This is a genomic window from Exiguobacterium sp. K1, assembly GCF_033721435.1.
Taxonomy (GTDB): Bacteria; Bacillota; Bacilli; order Exiguobacteriales; family Exiguobacteriaceae; genus Exiguobacterium_A; species Exiguobacterium_A artemiae.
Genome location: NZ_JAOTIT010000008.1, coordinates 70,085 through 86,955, shown reverse-complemented (window position 1 = coordinate 86,955; position 16,871 = coordinate 70,085). Strand labels below are relative to the sequence as shown.

At 47.4% G+C, this 16,871-nt stretch carries 16 protein-coding genes; 14 read left to right on the top strand and 2 right to left on the bottom strand.

Translation table 11 applies throughout. The features are described 5' to 3' along the window. Positions 1-98 precede the first annotated feature (98 nt). Complete coding sequence (locus N7U64_RS14440) at positions 99-1,619, top strand: GGDEF domain-containing protein (protein ID WP_318930370.1); 1,521 nt, start codon at positions 99-101, stop codon at positions 1,617-1,619. 44 nt (positions 1,620-1,663) lie between these two features. On the opposite strand, the gene N7U64_RS14435 is transcribed toward N7U64_RS14440, so the two are convergent. Further along, positions 1,664-2,296 carry a FusB/FusC family EF-G-binding protein gene (locus tag N7U64_RS14435; protein ID WP_318930368.1) on the bottom strand — a complete coding sequence of 211 codons (633 nt, stop codon included), beginning with the start codon at positions 2,294-2,296 and terminating at the stop codon, positions 1,664-1,666. Positions 2,297-2,410: 114 nt separating this feature from the next. Here N7U64_RS14435 and N7U64_RS14430 point away from each other — a divergent pair, with 114 nt between their 5' ends. The 3 genes from N7U64_RS14430 (at position 2,411) to N7U64_RS14420 (ending at position 4,146) form a co-directional block, all read left to right on the top strand. Beyond that, positions 2,411-3,139 (top strand): hypothetical protein, encoded by a 729-nt coding sequence (locus tag N7U64_RS14430; RefSeq protein ID WP_318930367.1) that lies wholly within the window; start codon positions 2,411-2,413, stop codon positions 3,137-3,139. Positions 3,140-3,217: 78 nt separating this feature from the next. Then, positions 3,218-3,667, top strand: a complete 450-nt coding sequence (locus N7U64_RS14425; RefSeq protein ID WP_318930365.1) for a general stress protein — start codon at positions 3,218-3,220, stop codon at positions 3,665-3,667. A gap of 29 nt (positions 3,668-3,696) precedes the next feature. Further along, positions 3,697-4,146 (top strand): universal stress protein, encoded by a 450-nt coding sequence (locus tag N7U64_RS14420; RefSeq protein ID WP_318930363.1) that lies wholly within the window; start codon positions 3,697-3,699, stop codon positions 4,144-4,146. A 68-nt stretch (positions 4,147-4,214) separates the two neighbouring features. On the opposite strand, the gene N7U64_RS14415 is transcribed toward N7U64_RS14420, so the two are convergent. Further along, complete coding sequence (locus tag N7U64_RS14415; protein ID WP_318091340.1) at positions 4,215-4,406, bottom strand: hypothetical protein; 192 nt, start codon at positions 4,404-4,406, stop codon at positions 4,215-4,217. A gap of 147 nt (positions 4,407-4,553) precedes the next feature. Between N7U64_RS14415 and N7U64_RS14410 the strand changes: the two genes are divergently transcribed. The 10 genes from N7U64_RS14410 to N7U64_RS14365 all read left to right on the top strand — a co-directional run bounded on the left by N7U64_RS14410 (position 4,554) and on the right by N7U64_RS14365 (position 16,859). Then, complete coding sequence (locus N7U64_RS14410; RefSeq protein ID WP_318930361.1) at positions 4,554-4,997, top strand: MarR family winged helix-turn-helix transcriptional regulator; 444 nt, start codon at positions 4,554-4,556, stop codon at positions 4,995-4,997. Positions 4,998-5,032: 35 nt separating this feature from the next. Then, the gene (locus N7U64_RS14405; RefSeq protein ID WP_318930358.1) at positions 5,033-7,702 is read left to right on the top strand and encodes an MMPL family transporter; all 2,670 of its coding nucleotides are present in this window, start codon (positions 5,033-5,035) and stop codon (positions 7,700-7,702) included. A gap of 74 nt (positions 7,703-7,776) precedes the next feature. Next, the gene (locus tag N7U64_RS14400) at positions 7,777-8,628 is read left to right on the top strand and encodes an MBL fold metallo-hydrolase (protein WP_290829403.1); all 852 of its coding nucleotides are present in this window, start codon (positions 7,777-7,779) and stop codon (positions 8,626-8,628) included. Between the two features lie 336 nt (positions 8,629-8,964). Further along, entirely contained in the window at positions 8,965-9,669 is a 705-nt protein-coding gene (locus N7U64_RS14395) for a hypothetical protein (RefSeq protein WP_290829407.1), read from the top strand. 110 nt (positions 9,670-9,779) lie between these two features. Further along, positions 9,780-10,940 carry an ROK family transcriptional regulator gene (locus tag N7U64_RS14390; protein WP_318930355.1) on the top strand — a complete coding sequence of 387 codons (1,161 nt, stop codon included), beginning with the start codon at positions 9,780-9,782 and terminating at the stop codon, positions 10,938-10,940. A 236-nt stretch (positions 10,941-11,176) separates the two neighbouring features. Beyond that, entirely contained in the window at positions 11,177-11,659 is a 483-nt protein-coding gene (locus N7U64_RS14385; RefSeq protein ID WP_318930354.1) for a hypothetical protein, read from the top strand. Positions 11,660-11,688: 29 nt separating this feature from the next. Further along, positions 11,689-12,999: a sugar ABC transporter substrate-binding protein gene (locus N7U64_RS14380; RefSeq protein ID WP_318930353.1), complete on the top strand. Its 1,311-nt coding sequence runs from the start codon at positions 11,689-11,691 to the stop codon at positions 12,997-12,999. 75 nt (positions 13,000-13,074) lie between these two features. After that, positions 13,075-14,040, top strand: a complete 966-nt coding sequence (locus tag N7U64_RS14375) for a sugar ABC transporter permease (RefSeq protein WP_318930351.1) — start codon at positions 13,075-13,077, stop codon at positions 14,038-14,040. 13 nt (positions 14,041-14,053) lie between these two features. Then, positions 14,054-14,839 carry a carbohydrate ABC transporter permease gene (locus N7U64_RS14370; RefSeq protein ID WP_026829378.1) on the top strand — a complete coding sequence of 262 codons (786 nt, stop codon included), beginning with the start codon at positions 14,054-14,056 and terminating at the stop codon, positions 14,837-14,839. Positions 14,840-14,864: 25 nt separating this feature from the next. Continuing rightward, positions 14,865-16,859, top strand: coding sequence for a beta-galactosidase (locus tag N7U64_RS14365; protein ID WP_318930348.1), 1,995 nt, complete (start codon positions 14,865-14,867; stop codon positions 16,857-16,859). Positions 16,860-16,871 lie beyond the last annotated feature (12 nt).

Below are 16,871 nucleotides of genomic sequence, written 5' to 3'. Positions count from 1 at the left end.
GAATATTTAAATATAATGAAAAGATAGTAAAAAAACAGCAGGATTTGCCGATAATTATATAGGACAAACGAACTAGGACAAAGGAAAGGGCGTGAACGATGTATAAACTAATCTATACGATCATCGGCGGATGGGTTCTGGCTCACTTGTTATGGTTAGGAATCATCGGTACGTCATCGGACCTTTCGAAAACAGGGAACAGCCTGTTTATGATTCTCGGTGCTGTTGTCTCGACGATCATGTTGGTAGTAGCAGCGCGGCGTCATCCGGATCGTCCCTTTACACAACGTCTATTTTTATTGCTCTTATTCGGAAATATGTCACTAGCGATTGGCGAAACGGCAGAATTGATCGTCTCCCAACAGCATTTGGAACGTTCCGGAACGTTTGACGGAATCGACCTAGTCTTCAGTCTGCAAATCGGATTTTATTTGCTGGCTTTTTGTTATTTTTTGATCAGTCGCCGTTCAGAAGTCAATCTGCGGTTTTTCTTATTTGATGAATTAATTATTTTGATTGTGACAGGTGCGATTTCCTGGCATTATCTTGTCACGCCGTACTTGGAACAGGCTGAACTGTTTAGTATGGAGACACTGCTGTTACTTCGTTATCCGTTAGGGGATTTACTGTTACTCGGTGGAATGCTGATTTTGTTCTTTGGTGTGATGAAACGAGGAAACAGCATTCCGTTGTTGATGATTTTGATTGGTTTTCACCTACAACTGATTGCGGATTTATTATATGTCGTTTTGTATCGAACCGATTTTCCAGTTTCCGTGATGTGGCTCGATCCGATTTGGCTTGCGACCGTCTTATTGACTGGCGGAGCGGGCATGTTGTTTGATACCGATGAACGGCCGCTTGGATTTAACGTTAACCGGCGGATTCTTGACGGGATTCGTCTCGTAACACCGTATGTTTTCCTGTTGATTTTGTTTGTGACGATGGCACGTCAGGCCGTCAGTTGGAATGGATTGACGATTGGTCTGATGATTGCCGTTCCTTTACTGATTTCAAGACAGGTTCGAATCGTAATGGACAATCAGCGGTTGCGGGAAAATCTTGAGGCGAAAGTCGAAGAACGGACGGCAGCGCTCGAACAGGCATTGGAAGAGATGGAGCATATGGCGTATCACGATGCGTTGACCAACTTACCGAATCGGTATTTGTTTGCTCGCCTGTTTAAAGAGGAATTGCGCCGGGCGGAAGTTCATCAACGGTTTGTCGGTCTGTTTTTCATTGATATTGATCATTTCAAGCAAGTCAACGATACATACGGCCATCAAATCGGGGATCAGTTGATCATCGATATCGCGAGCCGTCTCGAAAAAAAATTACCGCACAATACAGTCATCTCACGACAAGGCGGAGATGAGTTTGTTTTGTTGTTGTTTGACGTTAAAGACGAATTGGACATCGAAGCGTGCGGTCAACAGATCGTTCAGTTATTCGAACGACCGTTCATTCTTCGGGACACGCCGGTCTTCATGACGGCAAGCATTGGCGGTGCGGTTTATCCGACGCATGCCACTTCCCGGACGGCCCTGATTGAACAAGCAGATATTGCGATGTATGAAGCGAAGCGGCGCGGGAAAAATCAATTTCATGTGGAAGTCTGAATCAAGCAAAGAGTCCCCGACAACCGTCGCGGACTCTTTTTGACTCATTTCATCTTACTTAGTAATTTTTCCAAAGCGGTCGGGTTAGTCACCTGCTCATTGCAATGGTCACTGTCGATACAAATATAGTTTCCGATTGCCCGGTATTGATCAGCGGATGGATTCGTCCGGGCGGAGACGAGAGTGACATCACTGTATTGATTGCAGATGGTACAGATGCCTTTTTGAATCGTCGGCAGATACGTGCCTTCGATTCCGATCCATTCTCCTTTCAAAGGATAGACGAAAAATTTCTTTTTATTCCCGGTATCGTTCCAACTTAAATAGGTCGTCTTAAGAAAATCGATCGAGTGAAGGGGCGGGTGTCGTAACTTCTTCGTTTTTCGGAACAGTTGCTGCAGTTGCGTCTCGGTAATCGACGGGAAAGACCGCACGACTGGTTGAATATCCTCAAGATACGAGGTGGAATCTGCCTCGGTTTGAACGGTTCGAACTTTCATTAATAACTCTTCCTGTTCAGCAGTCAAAACAGGAAGCAGATCAAAGATTTTTTTGGCGGCACTGTAGACGACAGCTTCCCGGACGTCCGGATCATGGACAGCGCTTAACTGTTGAATCATCGAGTCGACCTGGCTGCGGATAAAATTATACTGAAATGGCTGAATGAAAGGTTCCATTTTCCATCGCTCCTTTATAGTTCTGTATTCACGAAAACACTTTCATCGAAACGGCATTTTTTTGTTTTCTTCAAGCAGTGCACGGGAAATAAATACCTGAGGAGGTGTACAGGAATGCAAGCATTGACCGGACTGCGCCTGTTAAATTTAATCAGCTTTTTATTTGTCCTCTTAGCACGTGTCGTCTGGTATGAGGCACCGACCGGAGAACCTCTTGCTATTGTGCCGGCATCTTTTACGGATGCGATCTTCGGTGTTGTCTATACGACTTTGCTGATTTGGTGTATCCGGCCTGTACAAGCCTATCCGACTGACCGGACATTGATTTTTGATATCAGCGGCTGGTTTGTGCTGACGATGCTCGGATACGGGGCGAGCAGTATCGTCGGTCCGCCGTGGGAACTGGTGTTGACGACGATTTCGTTCATCAGTTTATGTATCATCTATATGAAAGTACAACATCATCCGAACCGTTCCCCGTGGATGCGATCCCCATTTTCCGTATTTCTCGCCTGGTCGAGCATCCAGATTTTAATCTTACCATTTCGTATTTTGCGTGACTTCCGGTTTGAAGATTTGTTTGGACTGACGACGTCGGAGTGGGTGACGATCATGTTGATTTTATTTGCCTGTGGCATCGTATTTTTTATTTTCGTCCACACCGATTGGGTATTTGGTCTCGTCATGATTTGGTATTACGTCGGTCTGTTCTTTAATGGTCGGTTGACGGACTTTCAGCAAGGCGTGACAGTCCTGAGCGTCATAGCAGTCCTGGCAGCGGTTATTCTGGTCTTTCGGAAACGCGACCGGCTGTTTGCCGAAGAAAAAAGACCTGTTTCTTAAGAAAGCGACAGTTGGTGTCATTGCTTTTCGGTTTTTGGGGTATATGCCTTATAGAAGTATAAAAGGGGGAAATGACCAATGGGGAAAAAGCAGTTGATCGGAACATACGAGAATGAGACGGATTTGATTCGTCAGATTGAAGATTTACACTTTGCCGGATACCTGGAAGAAGATTTATATGTCGTCCTGCAGGATAAAACCGATATGGCGATGTTACGTGGTCAATCGGCAGCTCAGCTTGTTTCGGGAAAACGGACTTTATTTGAACGGTTTACAGGGAAGCCGGTGACAGAGGAAGAGACCCGTGAAGCGTTTGAATCGTTAGGACTGGCTGAAGGCGACATGGAACGGCATGTGGCAAGCGTCAAACACGGAGCTTATGTTTTGCTGGCGGATGAAGAAGGGGCAAGACGTCCTAAACCGGAACCCCAAAGTATTTTAGAGAGTGAACCGGAAGGCATCGAGGCCGAGCGGAAGCTTGACCACGAAAACCGGGCACTTGAGAACGAAAACGACCAGATGTTGTAATCGTGCCAGAGTGGAAAGGGTGAACGACGATGGATAGCCATTATCATACGATTTTAGTTGCAGTCGACGGCTCCAAAACCGCGGATTTAGCTTTTGAAAAAGCCGTCCAGTTCGCAAAGCTCGATCAAGCGAAACTCGTCATCACGCATGTCATCGATATTCAAACGTTTGCGAATGTCCGTGCGAATCAACGATTCATCGATCAAAATGTCACGGAATACGCCCAGGAATTGCTCGATAAATATCAAAAACGGGCAATCGAAGAAGGAGTACCGGAAGTCGAACTGGTCATCGAAAGCGGATCGCCGAAAACGCTGATTCCGAAAGTCATCGCGCCGCGTGTCGGAGCGGGACTGATTGTCTGCGGTGCCGTCGGAATGAATGCAATGGAACGCATTATGATCGGAAGTGTCTCTGAAAACATTGCCCGGTATGCAAAGTGTGATATCTATATCGTTCGCCCAAAAACACTCAACTGAATCAAAACGTAAACAGGCTGCTTCGATCATCTATCGAAGCAGCCTGTTTGATGTCCTATCAGATTGTTTTACGTCAATAAATAATAAAAGATTCCTAAGATGATCAAAATGACCGGCAACAAAACTAAATACATCCAGGACATGTTTTTGGCAGTCTGGCTGTTGCTGTACGTTTCTTCGTTTCGACTCTGTCCGACCATTAACGTAAAAATAAGTCCAAGTACACAGATTACTAAAGCAATCCAAAATAATATGGTCATATTCAGCCCTCCTTCATTCGGATGAATCCTCTCTTTCATCATAACGAAAAGTGGGTGTAAATGTCAGAGTATTTGTGACAGTTTGGAGTTGACGCCATCTGGTTTAGGGGCTAAACTACTGATAAGAGTTTAGGGGGTAAACTAATCATGAAAGAAAATCTTCGGGAAGCCGTTCAGTTATTTGAAGAAGTGATGATTCACGGGACGGAACGTGTCTTGAAATCAGTCGATTCACCGGTGTGGCGTCTCTATTCACCGGAGCAGCTGCATTTGTTAAAGCTGGTCGGTAAATATGGACCGATTGCTTCCGGGCGGATTGCCGTCATCCAAGGAGTTCATAAAAGTGCGATTTCCAATCGTCTGAAAAAGTTAAATGAACACGGCTTGGTGGAAGTCGAACGTTCAGAAGATGATCACCGGACCAAGCGGATTATTTTGACGGATGCCGGAAAAGAAGTCGTCGAAGCTTCCGATCAAGCGATTTACAGTTATTTGGAACAGTTGATTGATGGAAAGGTCGACGATGACGAAATTAAACAATTCATCGAGACGTTCCGAAAAGTCAAAGCCATTTTAAAGATTGAAGATTAAGTCAGAAAAACAGACAAAGAAGAGGTGGAACGGGAATGCGACAAATCGTCAAATGGCGTTGGCCAATCGTAATCGTCTTGTTGCTTGCGACAGTCGGATTATTTTTAGCGGCACCAAACTTATCAAAACAGGCGGAAGATGCGGGTGCCATTCAGCTCGCGAGTGACACGGATTCACAACGGGCAGCCGATATTTTAAAGGCAGCCGGTGCAAGTGAAGAAACGATTTCGCTGGTTATTCCGTTAAAGGAAGCCGTCACGAAACAAGATCGGACCGAAATCGGTCAAATCGTCAAAGATTTGGAGAAACTGGATAAACCGGTGACGGGAGTCCTCGATCCGTTTGAAAGTAAGGAAACGGAAGGACAATTGATTTCAAAAGATAAAAAAACGGTCCTCGTTCCGATTACCGTCGATGGTTCGCAGGAAGAAATCACGGCACTTGCCGAGGACATCCGGAGTGATCTTTTACCGGACGACCGGACGATTTATCTGACCGGTGAATCGTTGATCAATGCCGATGTCAATAAAAGTTCACAAGAAGGACTGAAACGAACGGAATTGATTACAGTCGGTCTGATTTTTGGTCTGTTGTTAATCGTATTCCGTTCGATTGTCACACCATTCGTTCCGTTATTTGCTGTGGGTGTCACGTATTTAATGAGCCAATCGTTTGTTGCCTTTTTCGTTGATTGGTTTGGATTCCCTGTCTCGAACTTCACCCAGATTTTCCTTGTTGCGATTCTCTTCGGGATCGGGACGGATTACTGTATTTTGCTCCTCAGCCGGTACAAAGAAGAATTGACTGCCGGACACGATGTCGAGACAGCCATCGTCAACACGTACAAAACAGCGGGACGGACGCTGCTCATCAGTGGTCTTGCCGTCCTCGTCGGCTTCTCGGCGATCGGTTTCGCTGATTTCCCGATCTTTAAATCATCGGTCGCCGTTGCGGTCGGGATTGCAGTCTTGTTACTGGTTCTCTTTACACTGGTACCGTTTTTCATGGCAACGTTAAAAGAGAAACTGTTCTGGCCGTCTAAAAATGCGGCGAGTCACCAAGACAGCCGTTTGTGGGCCCGGTACGGCGGATTATCGATTCGTCGTCCATTACTTGCGATGGCCATTGTCGCGGTAGTGACGATTCCGACCTTGTTCACATATGATGACGATCTGTCGTTCAACACCGTTGATGAGATTGGTGCAAAATATGAAACGGTCAAAGGATTAAATGCCATTTCAGACGGCTTTGGTGCAGGTGAGTCATTGCCGGTCAATATTATCCTGAAGGACGATCAAAATATCGTGACTGAAAAAACGGTTCCATATGCAGAACAGTTGAGCCGTGAACTCGTTAAACTGGACGGGGTCAAAGCCGTTCGCTCGATTTCGCGTCCGACTGGTGAAGTGATCGACGATTTATACGTCGATCAACAACTGAAACAAGTCGCATCCGGTCTGACGGATGCCAAAGACGGACTCGGTGAAGTCGGCCAAGGTCTACAGACTGTGGAAGATAATCTGAAGACAATCAGCGGTCAGCTTCCGGCCGGTGACCAGGCGTCAGCAGGTGCAGCACAATTGCAGCAGGCTGCAGACGGTCTCGGCCAAATCAATCAGCAGTTAACGCTTGTCGGTCAAGGATTACAGTCAGCGGAAAACATTCCGCAAACTGTCGGAACATTGACAGCGTTATCCGGTCAGTTGACACAAATTCAAACGGGAATTGCACAAGCGGCAACCGGAATTGAAACGCAAGGCGCACAAGCCGGTCAACTGGGTAACGGATTAACCCAACTGGCGGATGGTGTCGGATCTGCTAACGATGGGCTTGGTAAAATCGAAGACGGTTTGAAAGAAGCTGCCGATTTCCTAAAAGAGATGGGTAACTCCAAAACGATTCGCGGTACCGGGATGTTCATTCCGGAAGATACCTTATCGAGTAAGGACTTTGAGCCTGTCATCGACCGTTATACGATTGATGACAAGACCGGTCTGAAATTCGAAGTCATTCTGGATGATGATCCGTATTCACCGGAAGCGATCGAAACGGTTGCTGCCATCAAGAAAACGACAGCGAGTACACTGAAAGATACGCCGCTCGAACAGGCGCAGGTTGCGTACGGCGGAATCTCAAGCATCAATAGTGACTTAAATGATACGTCCAAAGCCGATTTCTCTCGGACGGTCATTATCATGATCATCAGTTTGTTCATCGTCCTTGCAATCATGTTCCGCTCATTGATCATGCCGCTGTTTATGATTGGTTCGCTCTTATTGACGTACTATACGTCGGTATCGATTGCTGAACTGATCTTCGTCAACGGTCTTGGTTATGACGGCATCAGCTGGGCCGTTCCATTCTTCGGGTTCGTCATGCTCGTCGCGCTCGGGATCGATTATTCGATCTTCCTGCTTGACCGGTTCCGGGAAGAAACGATCAATGGACTCGAGACGAAGGAAGCGATGTACGTCTCGATGAAGAAAATGGGATCCGTCATCATCACGGCTGCCATCATTCTTGCCGGAACGTTCGGCGCGATGATGCCGTCCGGTGTCCTGAGTCTCGTTCAAATCGCAACCATCGTTATCACAGGTCTGCTCCTGTATGGATTGATTGTCTTACCGCTCCTGATTCCGGCGATCACAGTATCGTTTGGACCGGGTGTCTGGTGGCCGTTCCGTCAAAAGCAAAATAAGAAGTAAGTCGATTCGACTGGTCCATCCGGGCATCATCCGGATGGACTGTTTCGTTATACTAGAGACAGGAGGCGATATGGATGCAACAGTTTAAACAATTGACGAACCGGATCTGGTATCAAACGCCGGTCAGTGAGACGGACCGGCCGATCGTTGCCGTCATTACGGGGGATGAGCGGAGTCTTGTGATTGACGCCGGAAACTCAAGTCAGCACGCGGCACTCTTTTTGGATGAGGTGGAAAAACACGGATTGAGACGACCGGATCTCGTGGTGTTGACACATTGGCACTGGGATCATATTTTTGGCATGAAACAGATGGCTGTACCAACGATTGCAACGAACCGGACAGTCGAAGAAATGCAGAAAATAGTCGATTACGAATGGTCGGATGAGGCACTGGAGGAACGAATCCACCAGGGCATTGAAATTCCGTTTTGTGCCGATGCCATCAAACTGGAGTTCGGAAAGGATCGGGACATCGAAGTCATCCTGCCGACGATTCGTTTCACAGGGGAGTTGGAAATCAATCTCGGAGGCGTGACGTGTCTGTTGCGTCAAGTCGAGAATGACCACTCACCAGGGAGTGCGCTGGTTTATATTCCGGAAGAACGGGTTTTGTTTTTAGGAGATGCGATGTATGCGGACATTTTCTCCGCCGAATGGAACTATACGGTCAATCAGACGACACGGTTGTTGGATACGATTGGTGAATACGAAGCGGACTACTATGTCTGGTCGCACGGCGAAGCGATGGCAAAAGAGGCGTTTGAGCAAGAAGTGTACGTCTTACGCCAAATCATCGAAGTGACCAAACAAGCGACAGGCCATTTATCGGAGATGCAGCGGCTGTATGGGGAACTGGTCGGACGGGAACTAACGACAGATGAAGAAGAAACGCTTGTCTTTTTTGCGAACGGTACAAAAAAATAATTAAACGGGCAGGTTCTTTCCGGTCAACCCGAGAATTCCTTATGTATAAGATAGAAAAAAATGGATTTTAGCAAAGGAGTTCTCATGATGGACCGTAAACCGGAAGATCGGAATGAAACGGCCAACCGCGTTTTTTTTCGGAACAGCCAACATCTTTACTGTCATTTTAGTCATTGGATTTGCCCTATACCTGCTGTATCAATTGTATTGGAAATGATTCAATCACCCTGGGTTGCAGGGTGATTTTTTTGTTTTAGGGGAGTGCAAGCGAACCAGATATTGGGTAATCCTTAACTGAGGACAAAAAGAGAACTCACAAAAAGGAGGCACTTCCCCATGAAACGCATCCAGATTGCCGACTTTGATCGTCGTATGCCGCCACTCGAACTGCGAGAGATGGATGATTATTACGAAGCGGTATTGGTATCAAACTATGATGAATCATATCCTTCAACCCAAGTACGGACAATCCAGTTGGCGGATATCTATGTCAATCTTGTCATGACTGAAGAAGGTACGAATCTCGTATCCGCCCTTTTTTTAAAGCCGGTTGAAGTTTCGGATATTGTCTCGTGGATGCAACTCTACACGATCAGTTTTGCGATGGCGGACGCCACCGGATATTACGTGGAACAGGCAGATGAAATCTTAGAAATCGTTTTATATCAAGGAAATCCGATCGTCATTGCGACGAGGGGAACCGACCGATTGTACTATGAGACTGAAGGAGCGATTGAGATGCGGCGGGAATCAAGTGAAGTCATCGGAAAAAAACCTTTGCTGTATTTAAACGGAGAAGCCCGTTTTGGAGTGCCTCATCTGGAATTTAATCCGAGTCAGGATGAGATTCATGTCAACGGCACATTTTTGTTCGCGGATTATATGGACACGTATCAGGGACATGTCGGATTTTTCCGTAAAACTGATCCGGATCTCCCGGTCGTCGTGTTAGTCGGAACAGCGATCATCGAAATGGAACTGACAGAAAATCCGGATGGAAGCCGTGTTCTTGTCATCGAACAACCGTATGACGAAGCGTAATTTTTTCGAGGAAAAGTTATGGCGGACGAATCTTCAGGTAACCATGAAATCCCTTACAAAATATGCGAGAATAGAAATAGAGACAAGAATGGAAGGGATGCGGGACGAACATGGTTAAAGAGATGCCACGAAATTCCAAGTGGATGCGTTCCTACAATCGGGCACTGGTATTACGTTTGATTCGGATGCATCAACCGATTTCACGGGTGGAACTGGCACAACAAACAAAACTGACGAAACCGACTGTTTCAAATATCGTCGGAGAACTGATTGCCGACCAACTCGTGACAGAGCGTGAACTCGGCGTCTCAAACGGAGGACGAAAGCCGATTTTGCTTGAACTCGTGGCGAAAGAACAATATGTCATCGGGATTGATGCGACAAGTCACCGCTTTATCGGGGTCATTGCGGATCTAAGCGGAAATACGATTCATGAAGTGGAAACGATGGGAAAATTTGATACAAACGAAGAATTAATGGAGGCTGTCGTTCTGTTGTGTGAAGAACTGATTGAGGCGACGGAGCAGGTCGGGACGATTCACGGTATCGGCATATCCGTTCACGGGATGGTCAATCCGGAGACCGGGGTGATTCTGTTTGCCCCTCGTTTTCATCTCCATGATGTCGCCTTAAAAGAGCATTTGGAAAAGCGGTTTGCGTACCCTGTTTTTATCGAAAACGATGTCCGGGCTCTCGCTTCCTTCGAATTGTTATTCGGAGAAGGGGTCGGAGTCGATCAATTTTTCTATCTGTATGCCGGAGAAGGAATTGGGGGGGCGTATGTCCTGGACGGGAAGCTGATTGACGGCGAAAATCACATTACAGGAGAAGTCGGGCATATGCGGCTTGATTTGGACGGACCAATCTGTTCCTGCGGGAATCGGGGATGTCTCGAAGCATTGGCTGGGGAAAAAGCGTTGTTGCGTGATTTTGAAGCCATTGACCCGCAAGTCAAAACACTGACGGAACTGAGAAAACGTCTGACGGACGGGGATCCGAATGCGAAAACCGCGTATCAACGGGCCGGCGAATACATCGGGATTGGTGTCCTGAATACGATTCATCTGATCAATCCGAAACGGATTTTACTTGGAGGACCGATGTTCGAACTGGCTCCTTCCATCGTTGATCAAATCAAAGAACGGGTTGAGCACACGGCCTTGACGACCGCTTCACGTGAAACCGATGTCAAAATGGTTCCCTGGAGTGAAAAACAGGGGGCACTCAGTGCAGCGGCACTCGCAACCAACAGTATTTTTCAAACCATTTAAAACACAGCTTGCTGGATGACGGTGTTTTCACCGGATCCAACAAGCTTTTTTTTTGTAAAAAGAGCGAAGAAAAAAATATTTTTTGAAACCGTTTACAAATCAAAACAGCATGTGCTATAGTTTTCTTAAAGTTAGATAATAAATTTAATTTACTAAGTTTTCATCAACTAGTGGAGGTGGATGCAGACCGGCAGGGACCGGTTAAGCTGAAACAAAAAGAAGGGGGCGTCGCGCAGATGGAAACAGAGGACTTATGGGTTTCCTACCGTGAAGCTTTCGGGCGTTACGGAGCAATCCGTGGCTTTTACGTGAACCGTTTGACAGGAGAGATGACGGAACAACAGCCGGGAGATAAGCGGTCTGCAGATCAAGACGGCGTTCTCGTTCGGCCACGACAAGATGGAGTCTTTCAATTCCGAATGTCGTCCGTACAAGGGGTACTGACGATTCGGTCTTCAGAACTTCATCTTCGAAAAAATGAGAACGGATACATTGAACTACGCGTGTTGATGCAACACATGCGCACCGCAGGTTGTTTGACGCTCGGTGGAGAATTTTATCTGTTCGTGACACCGGAAGTGGACACGCTCGACTATCGTCTGCGACTGATTGCACGAGTTTTGATTCAACTCCAACGGATGCCGATTGGCATGGAAGTCATCGAACAATGGTGTCAACACGCACAGCTTGAAGGGCAACAGCTAAGAAAGTACGCTTGACCACTCACATACAAAAGGGGATCACTCACATGAAATTTAAAAAAACCAAAGTACTTGCAGCGGCATCAGTTCTGACATTATCGGCATTACTTGCCGCTTGTGGCGGCGAAGATGAAAAACAGGCGACAACAAAAGACGGCAAAACCATCATTTCCTGGTGGGGCTGGGCACCTCAGCCTGAAGCCGGTAAGGAAGTCGTCGATGCCTTCAACAAATCACAAGACAAATATGTCGTCGAATTCAAACGGTACAGTGAAGACTATGAAAAACAACTTCAAGTCGCGATGTTATCTGGTAAGGGACCAGACATCATCGGTCTGAAAGAACCAATGATCCAGCAGTACAAAGACCGTGTCGTACCAGTTGATTCTTACATGGATAAAGCAGCGGGCAAAGGATGGAAAGATAAATTCGTCGAGCTCGGAATTGATCAAACGACGATTGACGGCAAACAATATGCAGTTCCAATCGGATTTACGGGGCAAGCCTACTTGATGTACAACAAAACGATGCTTGATAAATACGGCGTAACACCACCGAAAAACTACAAAGAAACAGTCGACGCTGTCAAGAAAATCAAAGCGTCCGGCGATAAAGTCATTCCCTTGATGCTCGGTGCAAAAGATGCCTGGATCGACATTGATGTCTACAACGTCTTAAGCCACCAGGTCGCACCGGGTTACATCCAAAAAGTCTTGTCCGGCGAAGCGAAATGGACAGACGACGAGATGGTCAAGACTGCTCAGGTCTGGCAGGATCTCTTCAAAGATAAAGTCTTCCAAGAAGGGGCACTCGGACTTGCGACATACAATGACGGGATGAACCAGTTCTTCGATAAAAAAGCAGCGATGTGGGTCATCGGTTCATGGGAAGCCCACTCGATGACGACAGCTGAGAAAAAAGACAAATGGAAAATCAAAGATGAGCTTGGCTTCACACCACTTCCAAACCTTGCAGGCGGAACAGAACAGCCGATCATCGCTTCCATCGATATGGCACTTGCCGTCAATAAAGAGTCAAAACAACAAGAAGGTGCAGCTGAATTTGTTGCCTTCATGAGCCAAGGTGAAGGACAGGAAGTTTACATGGGCGAGTTCGAAATGGCACCGGGAATCAAGGATGTCAAAATCGATTCAGATGCTGCCTTCACATCTGAAGGGGAAAAAGAGTCGTACAAAATGCTGAACGAAACACTTTCTAAAGCTGTAGCAAGCCGTGGTATCCGTGATACGAAACTGAACGATATCCTCGGTAAGGAACTTCAAAACATCGCGACGGGTCAAAATCCGAAAGAAGCACTCCAACGTGTTCAGGATGCAGCCGATCAATCGAAAAAATAAGAACGATACAGTGAAGTGGTGCGCCCAGCGTGCCACTTCCTGATTTTTAAAGATCAAGAAAGTGGGGAAATCGTTATGCAGACAGAGCAACAAGAATTGCCGATCAAACCGAAAGCGGAAACGCTGAAAGCAGCACCACGTCCGAATGTTCCGAAACAGAAGAAAAAAGGCAAAATGAAGCAAAACATGGTCGGTTGGGCGTTCGTAGGTCCCATCGTCCTGTTTGTCGTCGCGTTTATCTATTACGGGATTTTCTACAACGCCTATAACTCGTTCTTCTCGTGGGACGGCATTTCGTTTGATAAAGTCTTCGTCGGGTTTGAAAACTACGCGGAAATGTTCCGTGATCCGGATTTCTACCTCTCGCTTAAAAATACGTTCATCTTCACGATCTTGACGGTTACGATTCAAGCCTTCATCGGTTTGGTTCTCGCGTACTTCCTGCACACACAGGGACCGTTGCGCACGGCGATGAAATCGGTCTTCTTCTTTCCGGTTGTCCTGAGTCCGGTTGTTCTTGGAGCCGCGTTCTCACAAATCTACGACTTCCAGTTCGGATACATCAATGAGTTTCTCCGTGCAATCGGTCTCGGCAGCCTGGAGCAAAACTGGCTCGGCGACCCGGATATCGCGCTTTATTCGGTCATCGCCATCAACATCTTCCAATGGACAGGTTCATCGATGGTCATGTACTACATGGCGATGCTGACAATTGAAAAAGAAATCTTTGAAGCCGCTAAAATCGATGGTGCCGGATTCTTCCGGACGCTTTGGAGTATCGTCTTCCCGAACTTAAAAGGAACGACGTTCACGTTATCGATTCTCGGAGTCATCGGTGGTCTGAAGACGTTTGACCTGGTCTGGATCACGACGGCCGGTGGCCCCGGTTCTTCAACAGAATTCATCTCGACGTACCTGTTCCGTAAATCGATGCTGCAACAAGAAGTCGGTTTTTCAAGTGCCGTTGCCATCATCTTGCTGACAATCGCTTTACTGATTACGTACATCCAGTTACGTGTTCAAAAGAAAATGGATAACTAAGGAGGAACGTCCCATGAATGTAGAATCTAAAAAAAGCCGTTGGGTAATCAACCTTGTCCTGATGCTTGCTTCGATCGTCTGGCTGTTCCCGATCTTTGTCATGTTCAAGGAGAGCTTACGTGTCAACGGATTTGAAAACTATATCGCAACGCTGCAAAACCCGAACTTCCCGACGTTCGTCTTTAACAGTTTCTTCGTCGCCTTCTTCATGATCATCATCTCGATCACGATTCTTGCGTTTGCCGCATTCGCCTTTTCGAAACTTGAATTTGCAGGCAAACGTCTGTTGTTCAACATGGTACTCGCCGGTCTGATGTTACCGGTCGCTTCGATGATTGTGCCACTGTTCTTCACGTTACGTTCGTTTGACGGTCTCAACAACCACTGGGGTTTGATCGGGGCAGAAGTCGCGTTTTTCCTCCCGTTCGGTTTAATGCTGATCAAAGGATATTTTGACGAATTACCAAACGAATTAATGGAAGCCGCGTATATTGACGGCGCAACGATCTTGGAAGTCTTCTTTAAAGTCATGTTGCCGCTCGCGAAACCGGCTCTTGCGACAGCGTTGATCTATGCGTTCCTCAACTCGTGGAATGAGTATTTGATGGTCTTGACGTTCATGACGGATCCGGCTTATCAAACGGTCACGATGGCACCAAGCTTCTTCAAAGATGCGCTCGGCGGTGATCCGGGGAAAATCTATGCGTCACTCGTATTAATCAGTTTACCGACAATGGTCTTCTATATCTTCTTCCAACGTTTCTTCCAAAAAGGAATGACGGCAGGTGCAGTAAAATAATTTGTTTTGAGTCAGGGGGAGCACAATGTATTTAGGCGTCGATTATTACCCGGAACAAACTCCACGTGCGTTATGGGAGGAAGACTTCCGATTGATGAAAGAACTTGGTGTCAACGTCGTTCGGTTGGCGGAATTTGCTTGGACGATGATGGAGCCGGAAGAAGGAGTTTACGATTTCCGGTTTTGGGACGATATCATCGAACGCTTGAGTGCCGCCGGTTTTGACATCGTCCTCGGGACACCGACGGCAACACCACCGGCGTGGATGTGTCACAAGTATCCGGAGATTCTTCCAGCAGACGAGCACGGCGTGACAATCAGTTTCGGAGCCCGTCGCCACTATACGGTTCACAGCGAAACGTACCAACATTTTTCCGTTGCCATCACGACAGAAATGGCGAAACGCTATGGAAAACACCCGCGTGTCATCGGTTGGCAGACGGACAACGAATACGGTCATGAGAAATCAGACCGTTCCTACAGCGATGTCGACCGGTCTGCTTTCCAGGTTTGGCTCAAAAACCGTTACGGCACGCTCGATGCGTTAAATGAAACATGGGGAACCGTCTTCTGGAGTCAGACCTATACGGCATGGGAGCAAATCCCGGTGCCGCGGAAAGTCTATCAGGAACATAACCCGTCGTTACTTGTCGACTTCGACCGTTTCTGTGCCGACGGTTACAACCATTACAACAAACTGCAAGTCGATGCGCTCCGGGAACATATCCATCCGGAGGCCTTCATTACCCATAACCTCGTATACAGCGACATGGCCGTCAATCAGCAACAGATGGCACAGGATCTTGATTATGTCGCCTTTGATAACTATCCGGTCTGGGGAGGTCTGCCGGAGCCGAACCGATTCGAGAAGATGGCAAGTGACCACGATCTCTGCCGCTCCTCGAAACAGGGGAAAGGTTTTTGGGTCATGGAACAACTGAGCGGAGCACAAGGCTGGAGTAAAATCGGTTACCTGCCGCGCCCTGGTCATATCCGCTTATGGACGTACCAGGCGGTCGCCCGCGGTGCGGAAGCCATCGTCTATTTCCGCTTCCGGGCGGCGTTGTTCGGAACGGAAGAGTTTTGTCATGGAATCATCGATCACGACGGAAAACCGAAGCGTAAATTCAACGAAGTCAAACAAATTATGACCGAACTGAACACGTTTGGTGACGAAATCAACGCGAGTAGCTATCGGGCGGAAGTCGGCGTCTATTTCGATCAAGAAAACGTCTGGGCCTGGACCCATCAGCCGCACAGTGATGCGTTTGATTTCCGGACCGAGTTCGTCCGTTTCTACGGTGGTGCCGTCCGGCGTCAAGCGTCGACGGATATCGTCTTCCCGGGAGACAAGCTGGATCAATATAAATTAATCATCGTGCCGCTGTACTTCCTGACGAATCCGACATTCGACCAGTCATTAATTGAGTACATGGAGCAGGGCGGACACGTCATCTTTACGTACCGGACCGGCGTCAAGGATCCGCACAACAATGTCCTGCCGCTGACGTTGCCTGGTCAGTTCGCAACGTATGCCGGGATTGAAATCGATGAGTACGAATCGTTGCAAGCCGTGCAGGAAAACCGGGTGGAAGGGATCGGAAAATTCGCGGGACAAGGCTCACCGGCCCGTCTCTGGTGTGATTTGATTACACCGACGACAGCCGAACCGCTTGCTGTCTACCGCGATACGTTTTATGACGGCGTCGCTGCCGTGACACGCAACGAATACAAAGGAATGATTACCTATATCGGCGCATCGATTGACGATGCGATGATCGATACGATTTACCGTCAAGCGTTTCTCGATGCCGGTGTTCAAACGTTTGAAGCACCGGATCAAGTCGAGATTGTACGCCGTCATGGTGAGACACGTGATTTCCTCTTCCTGATGAATCACGATACGAAAGCAAGCCGGGACGTTGTGCTCGATGCTGCCTATCAAGAGTTGAATACGAACGAGACATATAGTGGAACAGTGACGCTCGCCCCACTCGAGACGCTGATTCTGACAACGTAAGGAGGAGAACGA

What these genes read in the sequence shown, in the direction of transcription:
- N7U64_RS14440 (WP_318930370.1), top strand. Translation starts at nt 99, where the DNA reads ATGTATAAACTAATCTATACGATCATCGGCGGATGGGTTCTGGCTCAC.
- N7U64_RS14435 (WP_318930368.1), bottom strand. Translation starts at nt 2,296, where the DNA reads ATGGAACCTTTCATTCAGCCATTTCAGTATAATTTTATCCGCAGCCAG.
- N7U64_RS14430 (WP_318930367.1), top strand. Translation starts at nt 2,411, where the DNA reads ATGCAAGCATTGACCGGACTGCGCCTGTTAAATTTAATCAGCTTTTTA.
- N7U64_RS14425 (WP_318930365.1), top strand. Translation starts at nt 3,218, where the DNA reads ATGGGGAAAAAGCAGTTGATCGGAACATACGAGAATGAGACGGATTTG.
- N7U64_RS14420 (WP_318930363.1), top strand. Translation starts at nt 3,697, where the DNA reads ATGGATAGCCATTATCATACGATTTTAGTTGCAGTCGACGGCTCCAAA.
- N7U64_RS14415 (WP_318091340.1), bottom strand. Translation starts at nt 4,406, where the DNA reads ATGACCATATTATTTTGGATTGCTTTAGTAATCTGTGTACTTGGACTT.
- N7U64_RS14410 (WP_318930361.1), top strand. Translation starts at nt 4,554, where the DNA reads ATGAAAGAAAATCTTCGGGAAGCCGTTCAGTTATTTGAAGAAGTGATG.
- N7U64_RS14405 (WP_318930358.1), top strand. Translation starts at nt 5,033, where the DNA reads ATGCGACAAATCGTCAAATGGCGTTGGCCAATCGTAATCGTCTTGTTG.
- N7U64_RS14400 (WP_290829403.1), top strand. Translation starts at nt 7,777, where the DNA reads ATGCAACAGTTTAAACAATTGACGAACCGGATCTGGTATCAAACGCCG.
- N7U64_RS14395 (WP_290829407.1), top strand. Translation starts at nt 8,965, where the DNA reads ATGAAACGCATCCAGATTGCCGACTTTGATCGTCGTATGCCGCCACTC.
- N7U64_RS14390 (WP_318930355.1), top strand. Translation starts at nt 9,780, where the DNA reads ATGGTTAAAGAGATGCCACGAAATTCCAAGTGGATGCGTTCCTACAAT.
- N7U64_RS14385 (WP_318930354.1), top strand. Translation starts at nt 11,177, where the DNA reads ATGGAAACAGAGGACTTATGGGTTTCCTACCGTGAAGCTTTCGGGCGT.
- N7U64_RS14380 (WP_318930353.1), top strand. Translation starts at nt 11,689, where the DNA reads ATGAAATTTAAAAAAACCAAAGTACTTGCAGCGGCATCAGTTCTGACA.
- N7U64_RS14375 (WP_318930351.1), top strand. Translation starts at nt 13,075, where the DNA reads ATGCAGACAGAGCAACAAGAATTGCCGATCAAACCGAAAGCGGAAACG.
- N7U64_RS14370 (WP_026829378.1), top strand. Translation starts at nt 14,054, where the DNA reads ATGAATGTAGAATCTAAAAAAAGCCGTTGGGTAATCAACCTTGTCCTG.
- N7U64_RS14365 (WP_318930348.1), top strand. Translation starts at nt 14,865, where the DNA reads ATGTATTTAGGCGTCGATTATTACCCGGAACAAACTCCACGTGCGTTA.